This window comes from Microbacterium abyssi, from assembly GCF_015277895.1.
GTDB lineage: Bacteria > Actinomycetota > Actinomycetes > Actinomycetales > Microbacteriaceae > Microbacterium > Microbacterium abyssi.
Window position 1 is genome coordinate 2,706,088 of sequence record NZ_CP063815.1, and the last position, 15,939, is coordinate 2,722,026.

Here is a 15,939-nt window from a genome sequence, read left to right on the forward strand (position 1 = left end):
TGGCGCGGGGCTAACGGGTGCGACGGCGCAGGGTGAGAGATGCGAGCAGAAGTGCGCCGACGGCGAAGGCGAGCACGATCAGCAGCGGACCGAACACGTCCCACCCCTCATCCCCCGCGGCGACCGCGTTGATCGTGTCGATCGCGTAACTGAGCGGCAGCCAGTCGGAGATGGCGTACAGCACGTCCGGCATCTGATCGCGCGGCATGAACAGTCCGCCGAGGATGATCTGCGGGAACACCAGCAACGGCATGAACTGCACGGCCTGGAACTCGGTCTGCGCGAAAGCGCTTGCGAGCAGACCGAGTGCGGTGCCGAGAAGGGCGTCGACGATCGCGACGAGTCCGAGCTGCCACAGCGGCCCGTCGACGGACAGCCCGCACACCCAGACGGCGAAGCTCACGGTGACGACCGCCTGCAGCAGCGCCATCAGACCGAACGCCAGCGCGTACCCGAGGATGAAGTCCGGTTTGCCCAGCGGTGTCGTCATCAGCCGCTCGAGCGTCCCGGACCGCCGTTCGCGCAGCGTCGTGATCGACGTGATCAGGAACATCACGATGAACGGGAACAGCGCCAGGATCGCCCCGCCGAACTGGTCGAACACGCCCTCCTGGTCGCTGAACAGCCAGGCGAACAGCCCGACCAGCAGACTCGGTGCGATCAGCATCAGGGCGATCGAGCGGGGGTCGTGCCGCAGTTGCGCCAGCACCCGTCCCGCGGTCGCGAACGTCCGGCGCCCGTTCACTCTCCGGCCTCCTCTTCGGTCTCGCGCGCTTCTCGACGCGACCGGCGGGTCTCGCCGTTCGGCGATGCGGATGCCGTGCGATCCCGCTCGATCAGGGCGAGGAACGCGGCCTCCGGGTCGGACGTGCCGGTGTCCTCCAGGAGTGCGGACGGGGTCGTGTCGGCGATGATCCGCCCTTCGCGCATCAGCAGCAGCCGATCGCATCGCAGCGCCTCGTCCATCACGTGGCTCGACACGACCATCGTCACGCCGCGATCGGCAAGGCCACGGAACAGCTGCCACAGCTCGGAGCGCAGTACCGGATCGAGGCCGACGGTGGGCTCGTCGAGCACGATCAGCTCCGGGGAGCCGATCAGCGCCATCCCGAGCGAAACCCGGATGCTCTGTCCGCCGCTCACGGAATCGACCAGCTGCCCGGCCTGACCCCGCAGCCCGACCTCGTCGATCACGCGGTCGACGTCCCCCTTCGGCGCCTTCAGGAGCGACGCGACGTAGGCGAGGTTCTGCCGAACGCTCAGGTCGCCGTAGACCGCCGCACCCTGCGTACCGTAGGCGACGCGATGCCGGAGCTGCCGCGATCCCCCCGGCTCGCCGAGAACCATGACGTCACCGGAAGTGATCTTCTGCACGCCGACGATCGAGCGCATGAGCGTGGTCTTGCCGCATCCGGACGGCCCGAGAAGGCCGGTGATCTGCCCTCGCGGGATCGTGAGGTCGACCCCGTCGAAGACCCGCACCGCGCCGCGGCGCACATGCAGGTCAGCGATCTCGACCGCCGGGTTATTCATCATGTGATGAATATTGCACCCGTGACGCCCAGGGGTCAAGGGGATGTGCGGTTCAGTCGAACAGGTAGCGCTGGACCGTCGGCCCGACCCGCGCCACGAGCTCGTCCACCGATGCCCCCGTCAGCGCGGGGAGCTTCACGATGTACCGGGCGATGATGAGCCCGGCGATCTGCGATGCGACGAGCGAGGCGCGCAGCTCGGCATCCGGAGCATCGATCTCCGCGGCGATCCGCGGCAGCAGCTCTCGAGACATGAAGCCCGTGACGAGCGGACCGGTCAGCTTTCCGCTGACGACCGTGCGGAGCACCATGACACCGCGCTTTCGTACGTCGGGCCGCTCGAACGACTCCAGCACGAAGCGCACGATGCGCTCCCCCGCGTCGCCCCGCGGCCCGCGGAGGATCGCGGGCACCTCGACGTCGGGGCGGACCGGGAACCCGGCGACCTCGGCGAAAAGATCGGCCTTGGTGCCGAAGTAGTGGTGCACCAGCGCCGAGTCGACCTCCGCCCGCGCCGCGATCGCGCGCATGGTCGCGCCGTCGTAGCCGTGCTCGCCGAACTCGTGCATCGCCGCGGCCTCGATCCGCGCACGGGCGTCGGAGGCGCCGGGGGGCCTGCCGCGCCCGCGTCTGCTCACCATGGGCACAGCCTACGACTCGTCAGCACTCGATGACGTTGACCGCGAGGCCGCCTTCGCTGGTCTCCTTGTACTTCGTCGACATGTCGGCCCCGGTCTGCCGCATCGTCTCGACGACGGCATCCAGCGACACGTAGTGCTCGCCGTCACCGCGCAGTGCGAGGCGTGCGGCGGTCACCGCGGTGGATGCCGCGATCGCATTGCGTTCGATGCACGGGATCTGCACGAGCCCGCCGATGGGATCGCAGGTGAGCCCGAGGTGATGCTCCATGGCGATCTCGGCGGCGTTCTCGATCTGCCGGCTCGTGCCGCCCATCACCGCGGTCAGGCCACCCGCGGCCATGGCACATGCGGAGCCGACCTCGGCCTGGCATCCGCCCTCCGCGCCGGAGATCGATGCATTCGCCTTGAAGAGGGAGCCGAGGGCGGTCGCGGTGAGCAGGAAGCGGCGGATGCCACGGCGGCGGTTCGCCTCGGCGATGTGCGCTTCAAAGTCCTCTTGCGGGTCGTTGAGCGAAGGAGGCGAAGCCTCCGCAGACGAAACGGGCTGAGCGACCGAAGGGAGTCGAAGCCCTTCGCTCCCGCTGAAACCGAGGAGGGCGCTGCCGACCAGCTCGCCGTACGGCGTGACAGCGTTGCCGGAGCCGAGCCCCGAGTCGGCGAGGAACCGCCACCAGTACATCGCGACGGCGGGCAGGATGCCGGCGGCACCGTTCGTGGGGGCGGTGACCACGCGCCCGCCCGCGGCGTTCTCCTCGTTCACGGCGAGCGCGAACGCGCCGAGCCACTCGCCCGGGATCGCGGGAGCTCCCTCCGCCTCGATGGCGTCGAGCTGCTCGCGGATCGCGCCGGCGCGACGCTTGACCTTGAGGATGCCGGGGAGCACCCCGTCGGCATGCAGACCGGCGTCTACGCATCCGGCCATGGCATCCCAGATCGCGTCGAGCCCGGCCGCGACCTCTGCCTCCGACCGCAGGGCCATCTCGTTCTCGCGGGCGATGTCGGCGATCGTGATGCCGCGCTCGTCACACAGCGCGATCAGCGAGGCGGCATCCGTGTAGTCGAGCGGGAAGCCGCCGGCGGCGATCTGCGCGTCTTCGCCGTCGCGGCGGATGAACCCGCCGCCGATCGAGTAGTACGTATCCTCCACGAGAACGCCGCCATCGGCGCCGTGCGCACGGATCGTCATGGCATTCGGATGCCCTGGGAGCCGGGTACGCGGTGCGAACTCGATGTCGTCCTTAGCGAACGGCACGGCGTGCCTGCCTGCGATGAACAGGCGGCCGCCCTTGGGGAACGACGACCATGCGGCGCGGACCTCGTCCGGATCGCATGTCTCAGGCGTCAGGCCGCGAAGCCCTGCGACGACGGCATCAGGTGTGCCGTGCCCGATACCAGTGGCGCCGAGCGATCCGTACAGCGTGCAGGTCACGCGGGCCACGCCGGCCAGGCGTTCGTGAGCGGCGAGTCGCTGCGAGAAGTCGAGAGCTGCCCGCATCGGGCCCACCGTGTGGGAGCTGGATGGCCCCACGCCGATGGAGAACAGATCGAAGGCCGAGACGTACGCAGTCACCCCTCCAGGCTACGCTGGCGCGCGGATCGGAGGCGCGCGGGGCGGAAACGAAACGAGCCCCGTCGCTTTCGCGACGGGGCTCTACTGTCTCAACACAGTGTGCGCCACAAGGGACTCGAACCCCTAACCTTCTGATCCGTAGTCAGATGCTCTATCCATTGAGCTAGTGGCGCATTCTTCGGCTCTGTTTCAGCGAAACGGGCCTCAGCAAGAATACATGACGGAGCGCGCGAACGCGAAACCGGCGATCAGGAGGCCGCCTCGCGCTTACGCTTGGCACGCTGCCGCGATGACAGCGCCTGCAGATCGACGAGGCGGAGCGCCTGCATCCGCGCCTCGCGCATGGTGGCGTAGTCGGGATCCTGCTCGGGGCGCATGCTCTCGACGACCAGCCGCCGGTCGAGGTTGCCGCGCACGTCGGCCCACGCGGCCTGGCGGGCGTCCTCGACGAGCACTCCGAGCTTCTCAGGGTCTTCGGCCATGGCCTTGAGGCGATCGGCGACGCCGGCGTACTGCCTGGCCCTGCGCCGGAGGTTGCGTACATCGCGATCGCGGTAGTCGTGCGTGCCCGCAGGGTCGGAGTAGCGCCCACGAGCGCGCTTGCGCAGCCGGACCATCGCGTCGGCAGCCTGCTCGGACTCGGCCGCCATCGCCAGAAGGGCTTGACGGGCATCATCGACGTACTTGTCGGAGTCGAAGACACCGCCCTTGGCGATCGTTCCGACGAGGATCTGGTTCTTCAGCGTCAAGCGCGCGGCAGCCGTCGCGATCGCGACACCTTCCGCGATGGCATCCGCTGTTCGTCCCACCACGACCTCCTGATCTGATCGTATCGTTCCCCACCGACGCGAGTCTCGGCCAGAATGGAACCAGACAGGTTCTCCCCACCTGCAATGACGCGAGGCATGGACCCGACCGTGCCAGGAGGAGGATGCATGCGACGGCTCACCCTCGCCGGCAGCACCACAGTGATCACGGGTGCCGCCAGCGGCATGGGCGCGGAGATCGCTCGGCAGCTGTCCGCCGCCGGCGCACACCTCGCGCTGCTCGATCACAACGCTGAGGCGCTCGCATCCATCGCGGCCGAGCTGCCCGGCGCGGTCAGCACGCACGTCGTCGACCTGAGCGACGACGTCGCCGCCTTCGCCGCAGTCGCCGACGTGACTGCCGCACATCCCCGGATCAACGCGCTGATCACCTGCGCCGGGTCCTCGATGCTCGGCAGCCTCGAGCAGCTGACGATGGAGGAGATGCGCTGGCTGATCGATGTGAACCTGTGGGGCACCGTGTCCGTCACGAAGGCCCTGCTGCCCGCGCTCAGGGCCGCGCCGGCTGCGCACATCACCCACATGTCCAGCGTCTACGCGCTGGCCGCTCCCGCCGGGCGCATCCCGTACGCGATGAGCAAATTCGCGGTACGCGGCTTCTCCGAGGCTCTGCGCCACGAACTGGAGGGCAGCTCCGTGACGGTCGGCGCGCTCTACCCGGCGGGCGTGCGCACCGGGATCATCCTGCACGGCCGTTACGCCGCCGCGATCGACCCTGCGGTCGCCGCGCGGGCCGCATCGGCGCAGGCCGCGATGTACCACACCGAACCGATGGATGCCGCGGCGCAGATCATCCGCGCCACCGAACGCCGGAAAGCGCGCACGATGATCGGACGCGAAGCGCGACTCGTCGACCTGATCGTGCGCCTGTCGCCGGTCGGGTACTGGCGTGCGATGCGCAGTACGCTGCGCCAGGCGACCGACACCACCACGCCGGTGGCGTGAGATCAGAGGGTCGACGCCGACCCGGCTCCGAAGCGGCGTTCGGCCGCAGCCGCGCCCGCCGCGAGGTGCTCGGCGAGCAGACGGCGCACGAGGTCCGCATCACGGGCCTCGATGGCTTCGAAGAGCTCCCGATGGGAGACGGCCATCGAGTGCGGATCCTGATGCAGCCCGAAGATCCACTTCAGACGAGTCGCGAAGACGCCGGCGAGTTCGGTGAGCACATCATTGCCTGCGAGCACGGCCATGTACGAGTGGAAATCTCCCGCGGCTGCCTGCGATGCGGCCGGGTCGCCGTCGTGCGCTGCCCGCTCTTCGCGCTCCAGCACCCGGCGCAATCCGTCGAGCCCCGCCTCGTCGTGGCGCTCGGCTGCGTACACGAACAGCATGGTCTCGATCGGCGCGCGGACCTCCGCGAAGTCGCGCACGTCATCCAGCGTGTATTCGCGGACGACCGCCCACGTCCGGGGGCGCGCGACGACGATACCCTCCGTGACGAGGGTGCGGATCGCCTCGCGGACGGGAAGTCGCGACACGCTGAGTTGCGCGGCGATGTCGCGTTCCACCAGCCGTGAGCCCGGACGTCTGCGGCCGAGAACGATGTCATCGCGCAGCTGACGTGCCACCCGGGCGGACTCCAACTCCGCAGATCTCTCCCCCATCCGAGCAATTGTGCCACTCATCTGCGCATTGGCACAGGTTTGGTATACCGGGGGCACTTTCCCGGCCTCGCCGCGATCACACGCGTGTCAACCGACCGGCAGGCAGCGTTCCCACCGCGACAGGGCGCCCCCGCGTATGGGCCCACTGGCTCCACGACCCCGGGTAGACCCGGGCCGAGATGCCGGCGTGCTCCAGCGCGAGCGCGGCATGCATCGCCGCGACCCCCGAACCGCAGTACACGGCCACCTCGGTACCGGCATCCACCCCTGCCGTGGCGAAGAGCCGCTGCAGCGCCTCGGGGCGGTGCAAGCGCCCGTCGGCCGCGACCGTCGCCATGGCCGGGAGGTTCACCGCACCGGGGATGTGCCCGCCGATCGGATCGCTGGTGTTGTGGGCGCCGCTGTACTGTTCCGGGGTGCGGACGTCCAGCAGCACGCCGCGTGCGGCGAAACTGTCGACGTCGTCTATGCCGACGGCGTCGGCGGACGCATCGAGCACGAGGGTCACGCCGCCGGGCGGCGGCCGCACATCGCCGTGCTCGAGCGGAAGCTCCTCGGCCGCCCACGACCTGAGGCCGCCGTCGAGCACCCGCACGTCGACCCCGGTACGACGCAGCAGCCACCACAGCCGTGCGGCCGGGACGCTGCGGTTGTCGTCGTAAGCCACGACGACGTCGCCGTCGTCGAGTCCCCAGCCGCGCGCGGCGCGCTGCAGATCGACGAGGGGCGGCAGTGGATGCCGGCCCTCCTGCGGCTGGCCACGATGAGCGAGCTCGTGCTCGAGGTCCACATACACCGCGCCGGGTAGGTGCGCGCGGACGTAGTCCGGACGCCCCTCCGGCCGGTCGAGCCGCCAACGCACGTCGAGCAGCCGCACCGGCGGTCCGGTGCGTTGCTCGGCGACGCGCTGCAGGTGCAGCAGCTGCGCGACGCTGACCAGGTGGCTCATGCCCTCAGCATCCGCATTCGCAGAAGTGTCGTCATCCCGCGATGACACAGATGTTCACGGGGCGACACGCAGGTTCACGGGGCGACACGCAAGGTAACGCGGCGCCCCGTCTCTGTCAGGGGAGCCGGTTCGCGCGGGCGAGGTTCTCCCTGAGCTCGGCGGCGTTCTGGCGGACCACGTAAGCCGGACGATCCCGCTCCACCCGCCATGACTCGCGGAGCGGCCCGACGTTCACGGTGTCGAATCCGAGCTCGTCGTAGAACGAGGTGACGAATTCGACGGCCTCGTCGAAATCGCTCGCAGTCGCGAGGGCTCGGCGATCCTCCGCGCCGGCCGGTGCACCGTCCGTCGTGATCTCACCCGAGCGGATCTGGTTGAACGCCTTCACGACCTTCGAGGTCGGCAGGTGCTCCTGAAGCAGCTCGGAGGTCGTCGTCTCGCCCTTGTCCAGCGCGTCGATGTGCCCGTCCCGCTCGAAGTAGTAGTTGTTGGTGTCGAGCACGATCTTCCCGGCAAGGGGTTCGACCGGCACCTTCGACAGCGCATGCAACGGCACCGTCACCACGACCACGTCGCCGGCCGCGCCCGCTTCCGCCGATGTCGCCGCGCGTGCACGAGGCCCGAGCTCTGCGACGAGATCGCTCAGCGTCTCCGGCCCGCGCGAGTTCGAGATCACGACGTCGTAGCCGTGCGCCACGGCCGCGCGAGCGACCTGGCTGCCGATGTGTCCTGCACCGATGATTCCGAGAGTTGTCATGCGAGGGACAACGTGCCCGGAGCGCGAGTATTCCGTCAGGCGAGCTTGCGCAGAGCGTCTTCAGCGGCGACCCAGGCGAGCATCGCGCACTTGACCCTGGCGACGTAGCGCGAGACGCTGCCGAGCGCCGCGGCATCGCCGAGCAGCTCCTCGTCCGGCTCGATCTTGCCTCGCGAACGCATCGCCTCGCGGAACGACTCGATGCGCTTCTCGATCTCGGGCACGGTCATGCCCTCGACGAGTTCGGCGAACAGCGACGCCGACGCCTGCGAGATCGCGCAGCCATGGCCCTCCCACGCGATCGCCTCGATGGTGCCGTCGGCGCCCGGGTGCACCTGCAGGGTGATCTCGTCGCCGCAGGTGGGGTTCAGCTGATGCGACTGCGCCGCGACCTCGTCGCGCAGGCCGAACCCGTGCGGGGTGCGGGAGTGGTCGAGGATCAGCTCCTGGTACAGGTTCTGCAGGTCACTGGAGGTCATGAGCGCACTCCGAAGAATTCGATCGTGGCGGCGACGCCGTCGAGGAAGGCATCGACCTCGGCCTCGGTCGAGTACAGGTAGGTGCTCGCCCTGGTGGACGAGGTGACGCCGAGCCGACGGTGCAACGGCTGTGCGCAGTGATGGCCCACCCGCACGGCGATGCCGCGGTCGTCGAGGAACTGCCCGACGTCGTGCGAGTGGATGCCGGGGATGTCGAAGCTCGCGAGCCCGACCCGCGGCAGGTCGATGCCGGCGCCGAGAACCCGGACGCCGTCGATCGCGGTGAGCCCGTCGACGAGCCGCTGCCCGAGTGCCGCCTCGTGCGCGGCGATGCGCGGCATCCCGACCCCGCTCAGGTAGTCGATCGCGGCCGCGAGCGCGACGGCCTGCGACACCCGCTGGGTGCCGGCCTCGAAGCGCTGCGGCGGGGGCAGGTACTCGGCCTGGGTCGTCGTCACCGTGGTGATCATGGACCCGCCGGTGAGGAACGGCGGCATGGCTTCGAGCAGCTCGCGGCGACCGTACAGGGCGCCGATGCCGGTGGGTCCGAGCATCTTGTGTCCGGAGAGCACGGCGAAGTCGACGCCGAGCGCATGCACGTCGAGCGGCAGGTGCGGGGCCGACTGGCAGGCGTCCAGCAGCACGAGCGCACCGACCTCGCGGGCTGCGGCGACCAGCTGCTCGATCGGGTTGATGACACCGAGCACGTTCGAGACGTGGGTGACGGCGACGAGCCTGGTCCGATCGCCGATCGGTGCGTCGCCCAAGCGCAGTGCGCCGTCGTCATCGACAGGGATGATGCGCAACGTCGCACCGGTGCGGGCGGCGAGCTCCTGCCACGGGATGAGGTTGGCGTGATGCTCCATCTCGGTGGTGACGATCTCGTCGCCGGGGCCGAGGCGGAAGCGATCGGCGACGGCACCGCCACGCCCGGCGGTGGCGTTCGAGAACGCGTAGGCGACGAGGTTGATCGCCTCGGTGGCGTTGGAGGTCCAGACGATCTCGTCGTCTCCGGCGCCGACGAAGCCGGCGAGCGTGCCGCGGGCGTCCTCGAACACCTCGGTCGCCTCAGCGGCGAGGGTGTGCGCGCCGCGGTGGACAGCGGAGTTCAGCGTCGAGGCGAACTCGCGTTCGGCATCCAGCACCGCGAACGGGCGCTGCGACGTGGCCCCGGAGTCGAGATAGACGAGCGGATGCCCGTTCACCTGCGTGTGCAGGATCGGGAAGTCCTCCCGGAGCCGGACGATGTCGGTCTCAGCGAGAGGAGCGTCTGCGGTCGTGGGCGAGCTCATCCTTCAAGGATCTCACCTGCCGGAGCACCCGGGGCGGCTGGCTCGGGTGAACGGCTCACGCGGGATGCGTTTCGCCGGTTCCGACCGCGCCATAACCGGCGAGATGCATCCAGCATCCGTGCCGCGGAACTCAGGCCGGAGAGTCGTCCGGGTCGAGCGTCTTGAGCATGTCCTTCTCGACCTCGTTGTCGGCGTCGAGTTGCTCCTCGGTCGTGTCGTCCCCGCCCAGCGGCGCGTCGTCGCCGCCTCCTGGCGTGTCACCGCTCCCGGCTCCGGCGACGCTCGCTGCGGTGTCTTCGGGGCGGCTTTCCTCTGCGGGATCCGGTCGATGCTCGTCCATACCCGCACGCTACGCCCGAAACCTCCGGAGCGCCATGCTCACGCGCGGCTCGCACTGGATGCTGTATGCCTTCGGCCGGTATGCGGCACGCAGAACCGGCGAAAGGTATACAGCACCCCGCCAGGCGCGCGGCGCGGGCGTCAGGCGGCGGTGCGCTCGTTCTTGATCAGGATGCCGGCGGCGATGAAGACCAGCGCGGCGACGAACTGCGCACCGACCCACACCCATCCGGTGAAACCGAACGGGTAGACGGGGTTCCAGATCACCGCGATCGCGACGAAGACGACCGTCCACCACCACTGCCGCGCCTGCCAGGCGAACCACGCCACGACGAGCGCGAGGATCGCGACGAGGAACAGGATGATCGTCGCGACGAGGCCCTCGGTGAACAGCGGGGAGAGGAACAGCGCGATCGCGGCGAGAATCCCAGGAGCAAGCGCGTTGCGCTGCGTCTGCGGGGTGGGAGAAGCCATGCGTCCATCTTCCCGCACTTCCAGTTTACCGGTCGGGTGGGGGCTTGCGGCAAGGGCCCCTGCGGGGCGCATACTTGTCGATCGTGCGCAGCGAGACGCGTCCTGCGCACCCGGATCGGAGCCCTCGTGAATCACTCTGCCCCTCTGAACAACCAAGCCCTGAACAGCCGCGCTCTCAGCGCCTTCAACCTCTCTGACACCCTCGCCTTCAAAGCCCGCCCCGACCTGATCACCCGCGACGACGAGCAGTTCGCCGCCATCGCCGACACGCTGCGCAGCAGCACCGCCGACGCATCGGCGCGCCTCGAGCGCACGCTCGCCTCGCCGAGCGGCGTCGGCGGCGCGGCCGTCGAGCGCGACCTCGAGATCCACCGGCTGAACGCCCGCCTCACGATGCTGCGGCGCTACGGGATCGACATGTGCCTCGGTCGCATGGTGACCGAGGCCGGCGAACACATCTACATCGGACGCCTCGGCCTTACCGGCGAAGACGGCCGTCAGCTGCTCGTCGACTGGCGCGCACCCGCCGCGGAGCCGTTCTTCGGCGCGACGCTCGCCGAGCCGATGGGCCTGGTGAGCCGCCGCCGCTACCGCTGGTCGAGCGGGCGGGTCAGCGACTACTGGGACGAGGCGTTCACGGCCGAGGCCCTCGCCGCCGGCGGCGCACTCGACGACCAGTCGTCGTTCATCGCGAGCCTCGGCACCTCGCGCTCCTCGCGCATGCGCGACGTGCTGGCGACCATCCAGGCCGATCAGGATGCCATCATCCGTGCAGGTTCGGAGGGCACGCTCGTCGTCGACGGAGGGCCCGGCACGGGAAAGACCGTGGTCGCCCTCCACCGCGCCGCGTATCTCCTGTACTCCGACTCGCGGATCTCGCGCGGCAGCGGCGGCGGCGTGCTCGTCGTGGGCCCGCACCCGCCCTATCTCGCCTACGTCGACGACGTGCTGCCGAGCCTCGGCGAGGACCGCGTGCAGACCTGCACCCTGCGCGACCTCGTGCCGGAGGGTCGCGATGCGCCGGCTGAGACGGATCCCGCGGTCGCACGACTCAAGACCTCAGCGCGGCTGATCGACGCGGTCGGAACGGCGGTGCGCCTCTATGAGCAGCCGCCCGAGCGCGGCACCGTCGTCGAGACGCCGTGGACGGATCTGCGCGTGCGGGAGATCGACTGGGAAGAGGCGTTCGAGACCGACACCGGCGCCGCCCACAACGAGGCCCGCGACGAGATCTGGGATGCGCTGCTCGACATCGTGCTCGATCGGTTCGCCGGGCAGATCCCCCGCGCGCAGCTGCACCGCGCTCTCGCCCAGAGCGAAGCTCTCACCCAGACGTTCAACCGCGCCTGGCCGCTGCTCGACCCTGCCGGACTCGTCGCCGCTCTCTGGAGCAACCCCGGTTTCCTCAGGCGGTGCGCTCCGTGGCTGACAGCCGAGGAGGTGAGGATGCTGCAGCGCGAGGATGCCGCGGTGTGGACAGCATCCGATCTGCCGCTCCTGGACGCCGCCCGTCGCGCCGTCGGCGACCCGAACACCGGACGGATCCGCCGCGAACGCGAGCATGCGCGTGCCGCCGAACGGGAGTACCGAGCGAGCGTCGCGGACTACCTGATGGAGTCGTCCGACGACGACCTCGGACTCATGTCGATGCTCCGCGGGGATGACGTGCTGAACAGCCTGGACGACCAGGACGCCCTGCCCGCCTTCGCCCGCGACTCACTCGCCGGTCCGTTCGCGCACATCATCGTCGACGAGGCGCAGGAGCTCACCGACGCGGAGTGGCGGATGCTGCTGAGCCGCTGCCCGTCCCGCAGCTTCACCGTGGTCGGCGACCGCGCACAGGCCAGGCACGGCTTCACGCAGACGTGGGAGGAGCGCCTCGTCGATGCCGGGCTTCGAGACGTCCGGCTGGCCTCCCTCACGGTCAACTACCGCACGCCGGAGGAGGTCATGGCCGAAGCCGCCCCGGCGATCCGCGCCGCGCTGCCCGACGCCAATGTGCCGGCGTCGGTGCGCTCGAGCGGCATCCCGGTACGGTACGCCCCCACCGCCGAACGCGACACGATCGTCGACGAATGGCTCGCCGCGAACGACGAGGGCACGGCGTGCGTCATCGGCGATGCGACCTACGCGGCGAACGAGCGGGTCCGCTCGCTGACGCCGGAAACGGCGAAGGGTCTCGAATTCGACCTGGTGGTACTGGTGCATCCGGATTCGTTCGGGGCCGGCATCGAGGGAGCCGTCGACCGCTACGTCGCGATGACGCGGTCGACGCGCGAACTGGTCGTCCTCACCTGAGCAATCACGTCCGCAGGGCGGCGCCCGTCACTCGGGGGGCGGAAAGTGCGGGATCTGCCTGGGCCGATCGGCACGCGAGGGCGCACCGGCGGCGTCGGCTGCGTCCAGATCGGCCAGCAGCTCGTCAAGAGAGCGGTAGCGGGACCTGGTCGGGCACGGGCTGCGCAGCCAGAGCACATCGTAGGTTCCGGTCTCGTTCTTGTCGACGTAGGCGACGAGGCGGGAGGCATCCGTCTCGGTGAGCGCGCCGTCGCAGATCCGCCAGGCGGTGCGGGCGATCGGGATGACCTCCCAGACCGATGCCGGTCGCGGAGGCTCCGGGGCTGTCATGGTCATAGCGCCTTCCCCCCGGTCACCGCGAGAACAGTCCCCGAGGTGTACGACGACTCGCCGGACGCCAGATACACATAGGCGCCGGCGAGCTCGGCGGGCTGACCCGCGCGACCCAGTGGAGTGTCCTTGCCGAACTTGCGGACCTTCTCCTCGTCCCATCCCGTCCCGGGAATCAGCGGCGTCCAGATCGGGCCAGGCGCGACGGCGTTCACGCGGATGCCGCGCGGGCCGCCTTCCTCGGCGAGCGCTTTCACGAAGCCGACCTGCGCGGCCTTCGTCATGGCGTAGTCGATCAGGCCCGGCGAGGGGTTGAAGGACTGGATGGATGCGGTGACGATGATGCTCGCACCGGCCTCGAGCATCGGGAACGCGGCGCGCGCCGAGAACAGCAGCCCCTCGAGGTTCGTCTGGAACACCCGTCGCATCTCGTCGGTGCGCAGATTCGCGAATCCATCGATGTCGTGCTGGTAGCCGGCGTTGAGGACGAGGATGTCGAGGCCGCCGAGTCCGTCGCGCGTCTTCTGCACGGCTTCGGTCGCGAAGTCCTCGTTGCGCAGGTCGCCGGCGAGGCTGAGCCCCGTTCGCCCGGCATCCCGCACCAGGTCGAGAGTCGTGTCGGCGTCCGCCTGCTCCTCGGCCATGTGGGCGATCGCGACGTCCGCGCCTTCGCGTGCGAAGGCGATCGATACAGCGCGGCCGATGCCGGAATCGCCGCCGGTGATCAGCGCCCTGCGACCCTCGAGACGGCCATGGCCGACGTAGCTCGACTCTCCGTGGTCGGGCTCAGGATGCATGTCTTCCGTCTGACCCGGCTGGCTCTGCGTCTGTCCGGGGAACTGGTCGTCATGATGTGCGTGCCGCGGATCGGCGCTGCTGTCGTTCATGCTGATCGCTCCTTTGAGGGAAAGGGGTCGAGGGTGTGAGAACACCTTGCTCTCGACGCGCCCCGCGCCCAAGGGGGTTGACACTTCGCGCGTTTGCGCGCATCACGCATGCGCGATGCCCCGGGCCTAGTGTCGTGCGGGAATCCTGTCAACGGGGGCGGACTCCTGGCGGCGGTGTCGCAGACTGGGCGCACGCCGACCGAAGGGACACTCGATGAGCGATGTGACGATCCTGGCTCCGTCGCCGACATTGACGGTGACCGTCGAGGACCATCCGCAGGGGTCCGAGATCCACGTGCACGCCGGCGGGCAGGGGGTGTGGCAGGCGCGGATGCTGCGGCGGCTCCAGGTACCCGTGACCATGTGCTGCGTGCTGACCGGAGAGGTGGGCAGAGCTCTTCAGCACCTGCTCGAGGACGAGGACATCACGGTGCATGCACTGACGCGGGACGGGCGCGGTTCCGCCTACATCCATGACCGCCGCGGCGGTGAACGCATCGTGATCGACGAGGAGAGGGGCGACCCGATCGGCCGTCACGATGTCGACGATCTCTACAGTGCGATGCTGAGCAGCAGCGAGCACTCGCAGGTCGTCGTCCTGAGCGGTCCCGCCGGCGAGGAGACCATTCCGGCTGACTTCTACCGGCGCCTGGCGATCGACCTGCGCGCGGCAGGCAAGACGGTGGTCGCGGACCTCGCGGGCGAGCGGCTGCGGGCCGTCGTCGAGGGCGGCGTGGATCTTCTGAAGGTCAGCCACGAGGAGCTGAAGGCGGACGGACTCCTGACCGAGACGACCGACGACGAGATCCTCACGGCGATGCAGCGCCTGCGTGCGGACGGCGCGGGCGCGGTGATCGTGACGCGAGCGGCGGATCCGCTACTGCTCGCGGATGGAGAAGGTGTGCTCGAGATCGCCCCTCCGCCATTCGAGGAGAACGAGACCCGTGGTGCGGGAGATTCGCTGACGGCCGGCGTGATCGCCGGTCTCGTGCGGGAGGAGCGGCTGCGCGACGCCATCACGCTGGGTGCGGCGGCCGGCGCCCTGAACGTCACCCGTCACGGTCTCGGAACCGGGGATGCCGACCTGATCGGCAGCCTCCGTGAGAAGGTCGTCGTCCGGGAAGTGCCTCGAACGGATGCCGAGAGCCGAGAACCCGAAGGACGCATCAGCCCCGACGGGCTCGCTGCCATCGCCGGTCCGGAGGAGGACTCATGACCCGCGTGCTGATCACGAACGACGACGGCATCGAGGCACCGGGCCTCTGCGTCCTCGCACAGGCAGCCGTGAGCGCCGGCTTCGACGTCACCGTCGCCGCGCCCGCCGCGCAGTCCAGCGGGTCGAGCGCCTCGATAATGGCCACGGAGTCCGACGGACGCATCGCGGTCGAGCGGCGCACCCTTCCCGAGCTGCCCGAGGTCGAGGCGTTCGCCGTGCAGGGCGGGCCGGGTCTCATCGCCCTGATCGCCGCACGAGGGGCGTTCGGCGATCCCGCCGAGGTCGTGCTGTCCGGCGTCAACCACGGCGCCAACGTCGGCCGCGCGATCCTGCACTCCGGCACTGTCGGCGCCGCACTCACCGGTGCGCTGAACGGTGCGTGGGCGATGGCGGTGTCGCTCGACGTGGGTATGAACCCGGAACGGTTCCACTGGCGCACAGGGGCGGATGCCGCGATCGCCCTGGTGCCCGAGCTCATGGCTCGCGACACGGGCACCGTGATGAACGTGAACGTCCCGAACAGCGAGCACCCCAGGGGCGTCCGCGAGTCGACGCTCGCGCCCTTCGGCATCGTCCAGATGGCCGTTGCCGAGAGCGACGACAGCTACGTGCGGCTCGCCGTCGAGGAGCTGCCGAACGTTCCCACTCCGGACAGCGACGCCGCCCATCTGGCGGACGGGTGGATCACCGTCACCGGGATCGAGTCCGTCACCGAGCGAAGGCTCGACCTCGCGCTGGACTGAC

18 protein-coding genes and 1 tRNA gene are annotated in these 15,939 nt (G+C 69.6%); 4 read left to right on the top strand and 15 right to left on the bottom strand.

The features are described 5' to 3' along the window. Positions 1–10: 10 nt before the first annotated feature. The 6 genes from IM776_RS13015 to IM776_RS13040 form a co-directional block, all read right to left on the bottom strand. Positions 11–745: an ABC transporter permease gene (locus tag IM776_RS13015; protein ID WP_194420510.1), complete on the bottom strand. Its 735-nt coding sequence runs from the start codon at positions 743–745 to the stop codon at positions 11–13. Next, positions 742–1,536, bottom strand: a complete 795-nt coding sequence (locus IM776_RS13020) for an ABC transporter ATP-binding protein (RefSeq protein ID WP_228479760.1) — start codon at positions 1,534–1,536, stop codon at positions 742–744. Before IM776_RS13020 ends, IM776_RS13015 begins: the two co-directional genes overlap by 4 nt. A gap of 49 nt (positions 1,537–1,585) precedes the next feature. Then, positions 1,586–2,173 (bottom strand): TetR/AcrR family transcriptional regulator, encoded by a 588-nt coding sequence (locus IM776_RS13025; protein WP_194420511.1) that lies wholly within the window; start codon positions 2,171–2,173, stop codon positions 1,586–1,588. 19 nt (positions 2,174–2,192) lie between these two features. Continuing rightward, positions 2,193–3,743 (bottom strand): L-serine ammonia-lyase, iron-sulfur-dependent, subunit alpha, encoded by a 1,551-nt coding sequence (locus tag IM776_RS13030; protein ID WP_194420512.1) that lies wholly within the window; start codon positions 3,741–3,743, stop codon positions 2,193–2,195. Positions 3,744–3,843: 100 nt separating this feature from the next. After that, a tRNA-Arg gene (locus IM776_RS13035) sits at positions 3,844–3,916 on the bottom strand. A gap of 75 nt (positions 3,917–3,991) precedes the next feature. Next, positions 3,992–4,552 carry an asparagine synthase gene (locus IM776_RS13040; protein WP_194420513.1) on the bottom strand — a complete coding sequence of 187 codons (561 nt, stop codon included), beginning with the start codon at positions 4,550–4,552 and terminating at the stop codon, positions 3,992–3,994. 126 nt (positions 4,553–4,678) lie between these two features. Here IM776_RS13040 and IM776_RS13045 point away from each other — a divergent pair, with 126 nt between their 5' ends. Next, positions 4,679–5,515 (top strand): SDR family NAD(P)-dependent oxidoreductase, encoded by an 837-nt coding sequence (locus IM776_RS13045; RefSeq protein ID WP_194420514.1) that lies wholly within the window; start codon positions 4,679–4,681, stop codon positions 5,513–5,515. Between the two features lie 2 nt (positions 5,516–5,517). Here IM776_RS13045 and IM776_RS13050 read toward each other — a convergent pair whose 3' ends face one another. From IM776_RS13050 to IM776_RS13080, 7 genes are all read right to left on the bottom strand, one after another. Next, positions 5,518–6,174, bottom strand: a complete 657-nt coding sequence (locus IM776_RS13050; protein WP_194420515.1) for a GntR family transcriptional regulator — start codon at positions 6,172–6,174, stop codon at positions 5,518–5,520. Positions 6,175–6,250: 76 nt separating this feature from the next. After that, a complete protein-coding gene (locus IM776_RS13055; protein ID WP_194420516.1) occupies positions 6,251–7,123 on the bottom strand; it encodes a sulfurtransferase in 873 nt (290 codons plus the stop codon). Positions 7,124–7,238: 115 nt separating this feature from the next. Beyond that, the gene (locus IM776_RS13060; RefSeq protein ID WP_194420517.1) at positions 7,239–7,880 is read right to left on the bottom strand and encodes an NADPH-dependent F420 reductase; all 642 of its coding nucleotides are present in this window, start codon (positions 7,878–7,880) and stop codon (positions 7,239–7,241) included. Positions 7,881–7,915: 35 nt separating this feature from the next. Further along, positions 7,916–8,359 (bottom strand): Fe-S cluster assembly sulfur transfer protein SufU, encoded by a 444-nt coding sequence (gene sufU / locus IM776_RS13065; RefSeq protein WP_194420518.1) that lies wholly within the window; start codon positions 8,357–8,359, stop codon positions 7,916–7,918. After that, complete coding sequence (locus IM776_RS13070; protein WP_194420519.1) at positions 8,356–9,651, bottom strand: SufS family cysteine desulfurase; 1,296 nt, start codon at positions 9,649–9,651, stop codon at positions 8,356–8,358. The genes sufU and IM776_RS13070 overlap by 4 nt, the downstream gene beginning before the upstream one ends. 130 nt (positions 9,652–9,781) lie before the next feature. After that, on the bottom strand, positions 9,782–9,991 hold the full coding sequence (locus tag IM776_RS13075) for a hypothetical protein (protein ID WP_194422695.1): 210 nt from the start codon (positions 9,989–9,991) through the stop codon (positions 9,782–9,784). 140 nt (positions 9,992–10,131) lie between these two features. Beyond that, a complete protein-coding gene (locus IM776_RS13080) occupies positions 10,132–10,464 on the bottom strand; it encodes a DUF6804 family protein (RefSeq protein ID WP_194420520.1) in 333 nt (110 codons plus the stop codon). A 126-nt stretch (positions 10,465–10,590) separates the two neighbouring features. Here IM776_RS13080 and helR point away from each other — a divergent pair, with 126 nt between their 5' ends. Then, entirely contained in the window at positions 10,591–12,762 is a 2,172-nt protein-coding gene (helR, locus tag IM776_RS13085) for an RNA polymerase recycling motor ATPase HelR (RefSeq protein ID WP_228479761.1), read from the top strand. 27 nt (positions 12,763–12,789) lie between these two features. Here helR and IM776_RS13090 read toward each other — a convergent pair whose 3' ends face one another. Next, positions 12,790–13,098 carry a hypothetical protein gene (locus tag IM776_RS13090; RefSeq protein WP_194420521.1) on the bottom strand — a complete coding sequence of 103 codons (309 nt, stop codon included), beginning with the start codon at positions 13,096–13,098 and terminating at the stop codon, positions 12,790–12,792. Further along, on the bottom strand, positions 13,095–13,979 hold the full coding sequence (locus tag IM776_RS13095) for an SDR family oxidoreductase (protein ID WP_194420522.1): 885 nt from the start codon (positions 13,977–13,979) through the stop codon (positions 13,095–13,097). Before IM776_RS13095 ends, IM776_RS13090 begins: the two co-directional genes overlap by 4 nt. A gap of 214 nt (positions 13,980–14,193) precedes the next feature. On the opposite strand from IM776_RS13095, the gene IM776_RS13100 reads away from it, so the two are divergent. Both IM776_RS13100 and surE read left to right on the top strand, forming a co-directional pair. Continuing rightward, complete coding sequence (locus tag IM776_RS13100; protein ID WP_194420523.1) at positions 14,194–15,195, top strand: 1-phosphofructokinase family hexose kinase; 1,002 nt, start codon at positions 14,194–14,196, stop codon at positions 15,193–15,195. Further along, positions 15,192–15,938 carry a 5'/3'-nucleotidase SurE gene (surE, locus tag IM776_RS13105; protein WP_194420524.1) on the top strand — a complete coding sequence of 249 codons (747 nt, stop codon included), beginning with the start codon at positions 15,192–15,194 and terminating at the stop codon, positions 15,936–15,938. The genes IM776_RS13100 and surE overlap by 4 nt, the downstream gene beginning before the upstream one ends. Position 15,939: the final 1 nt, after the last annotated feature.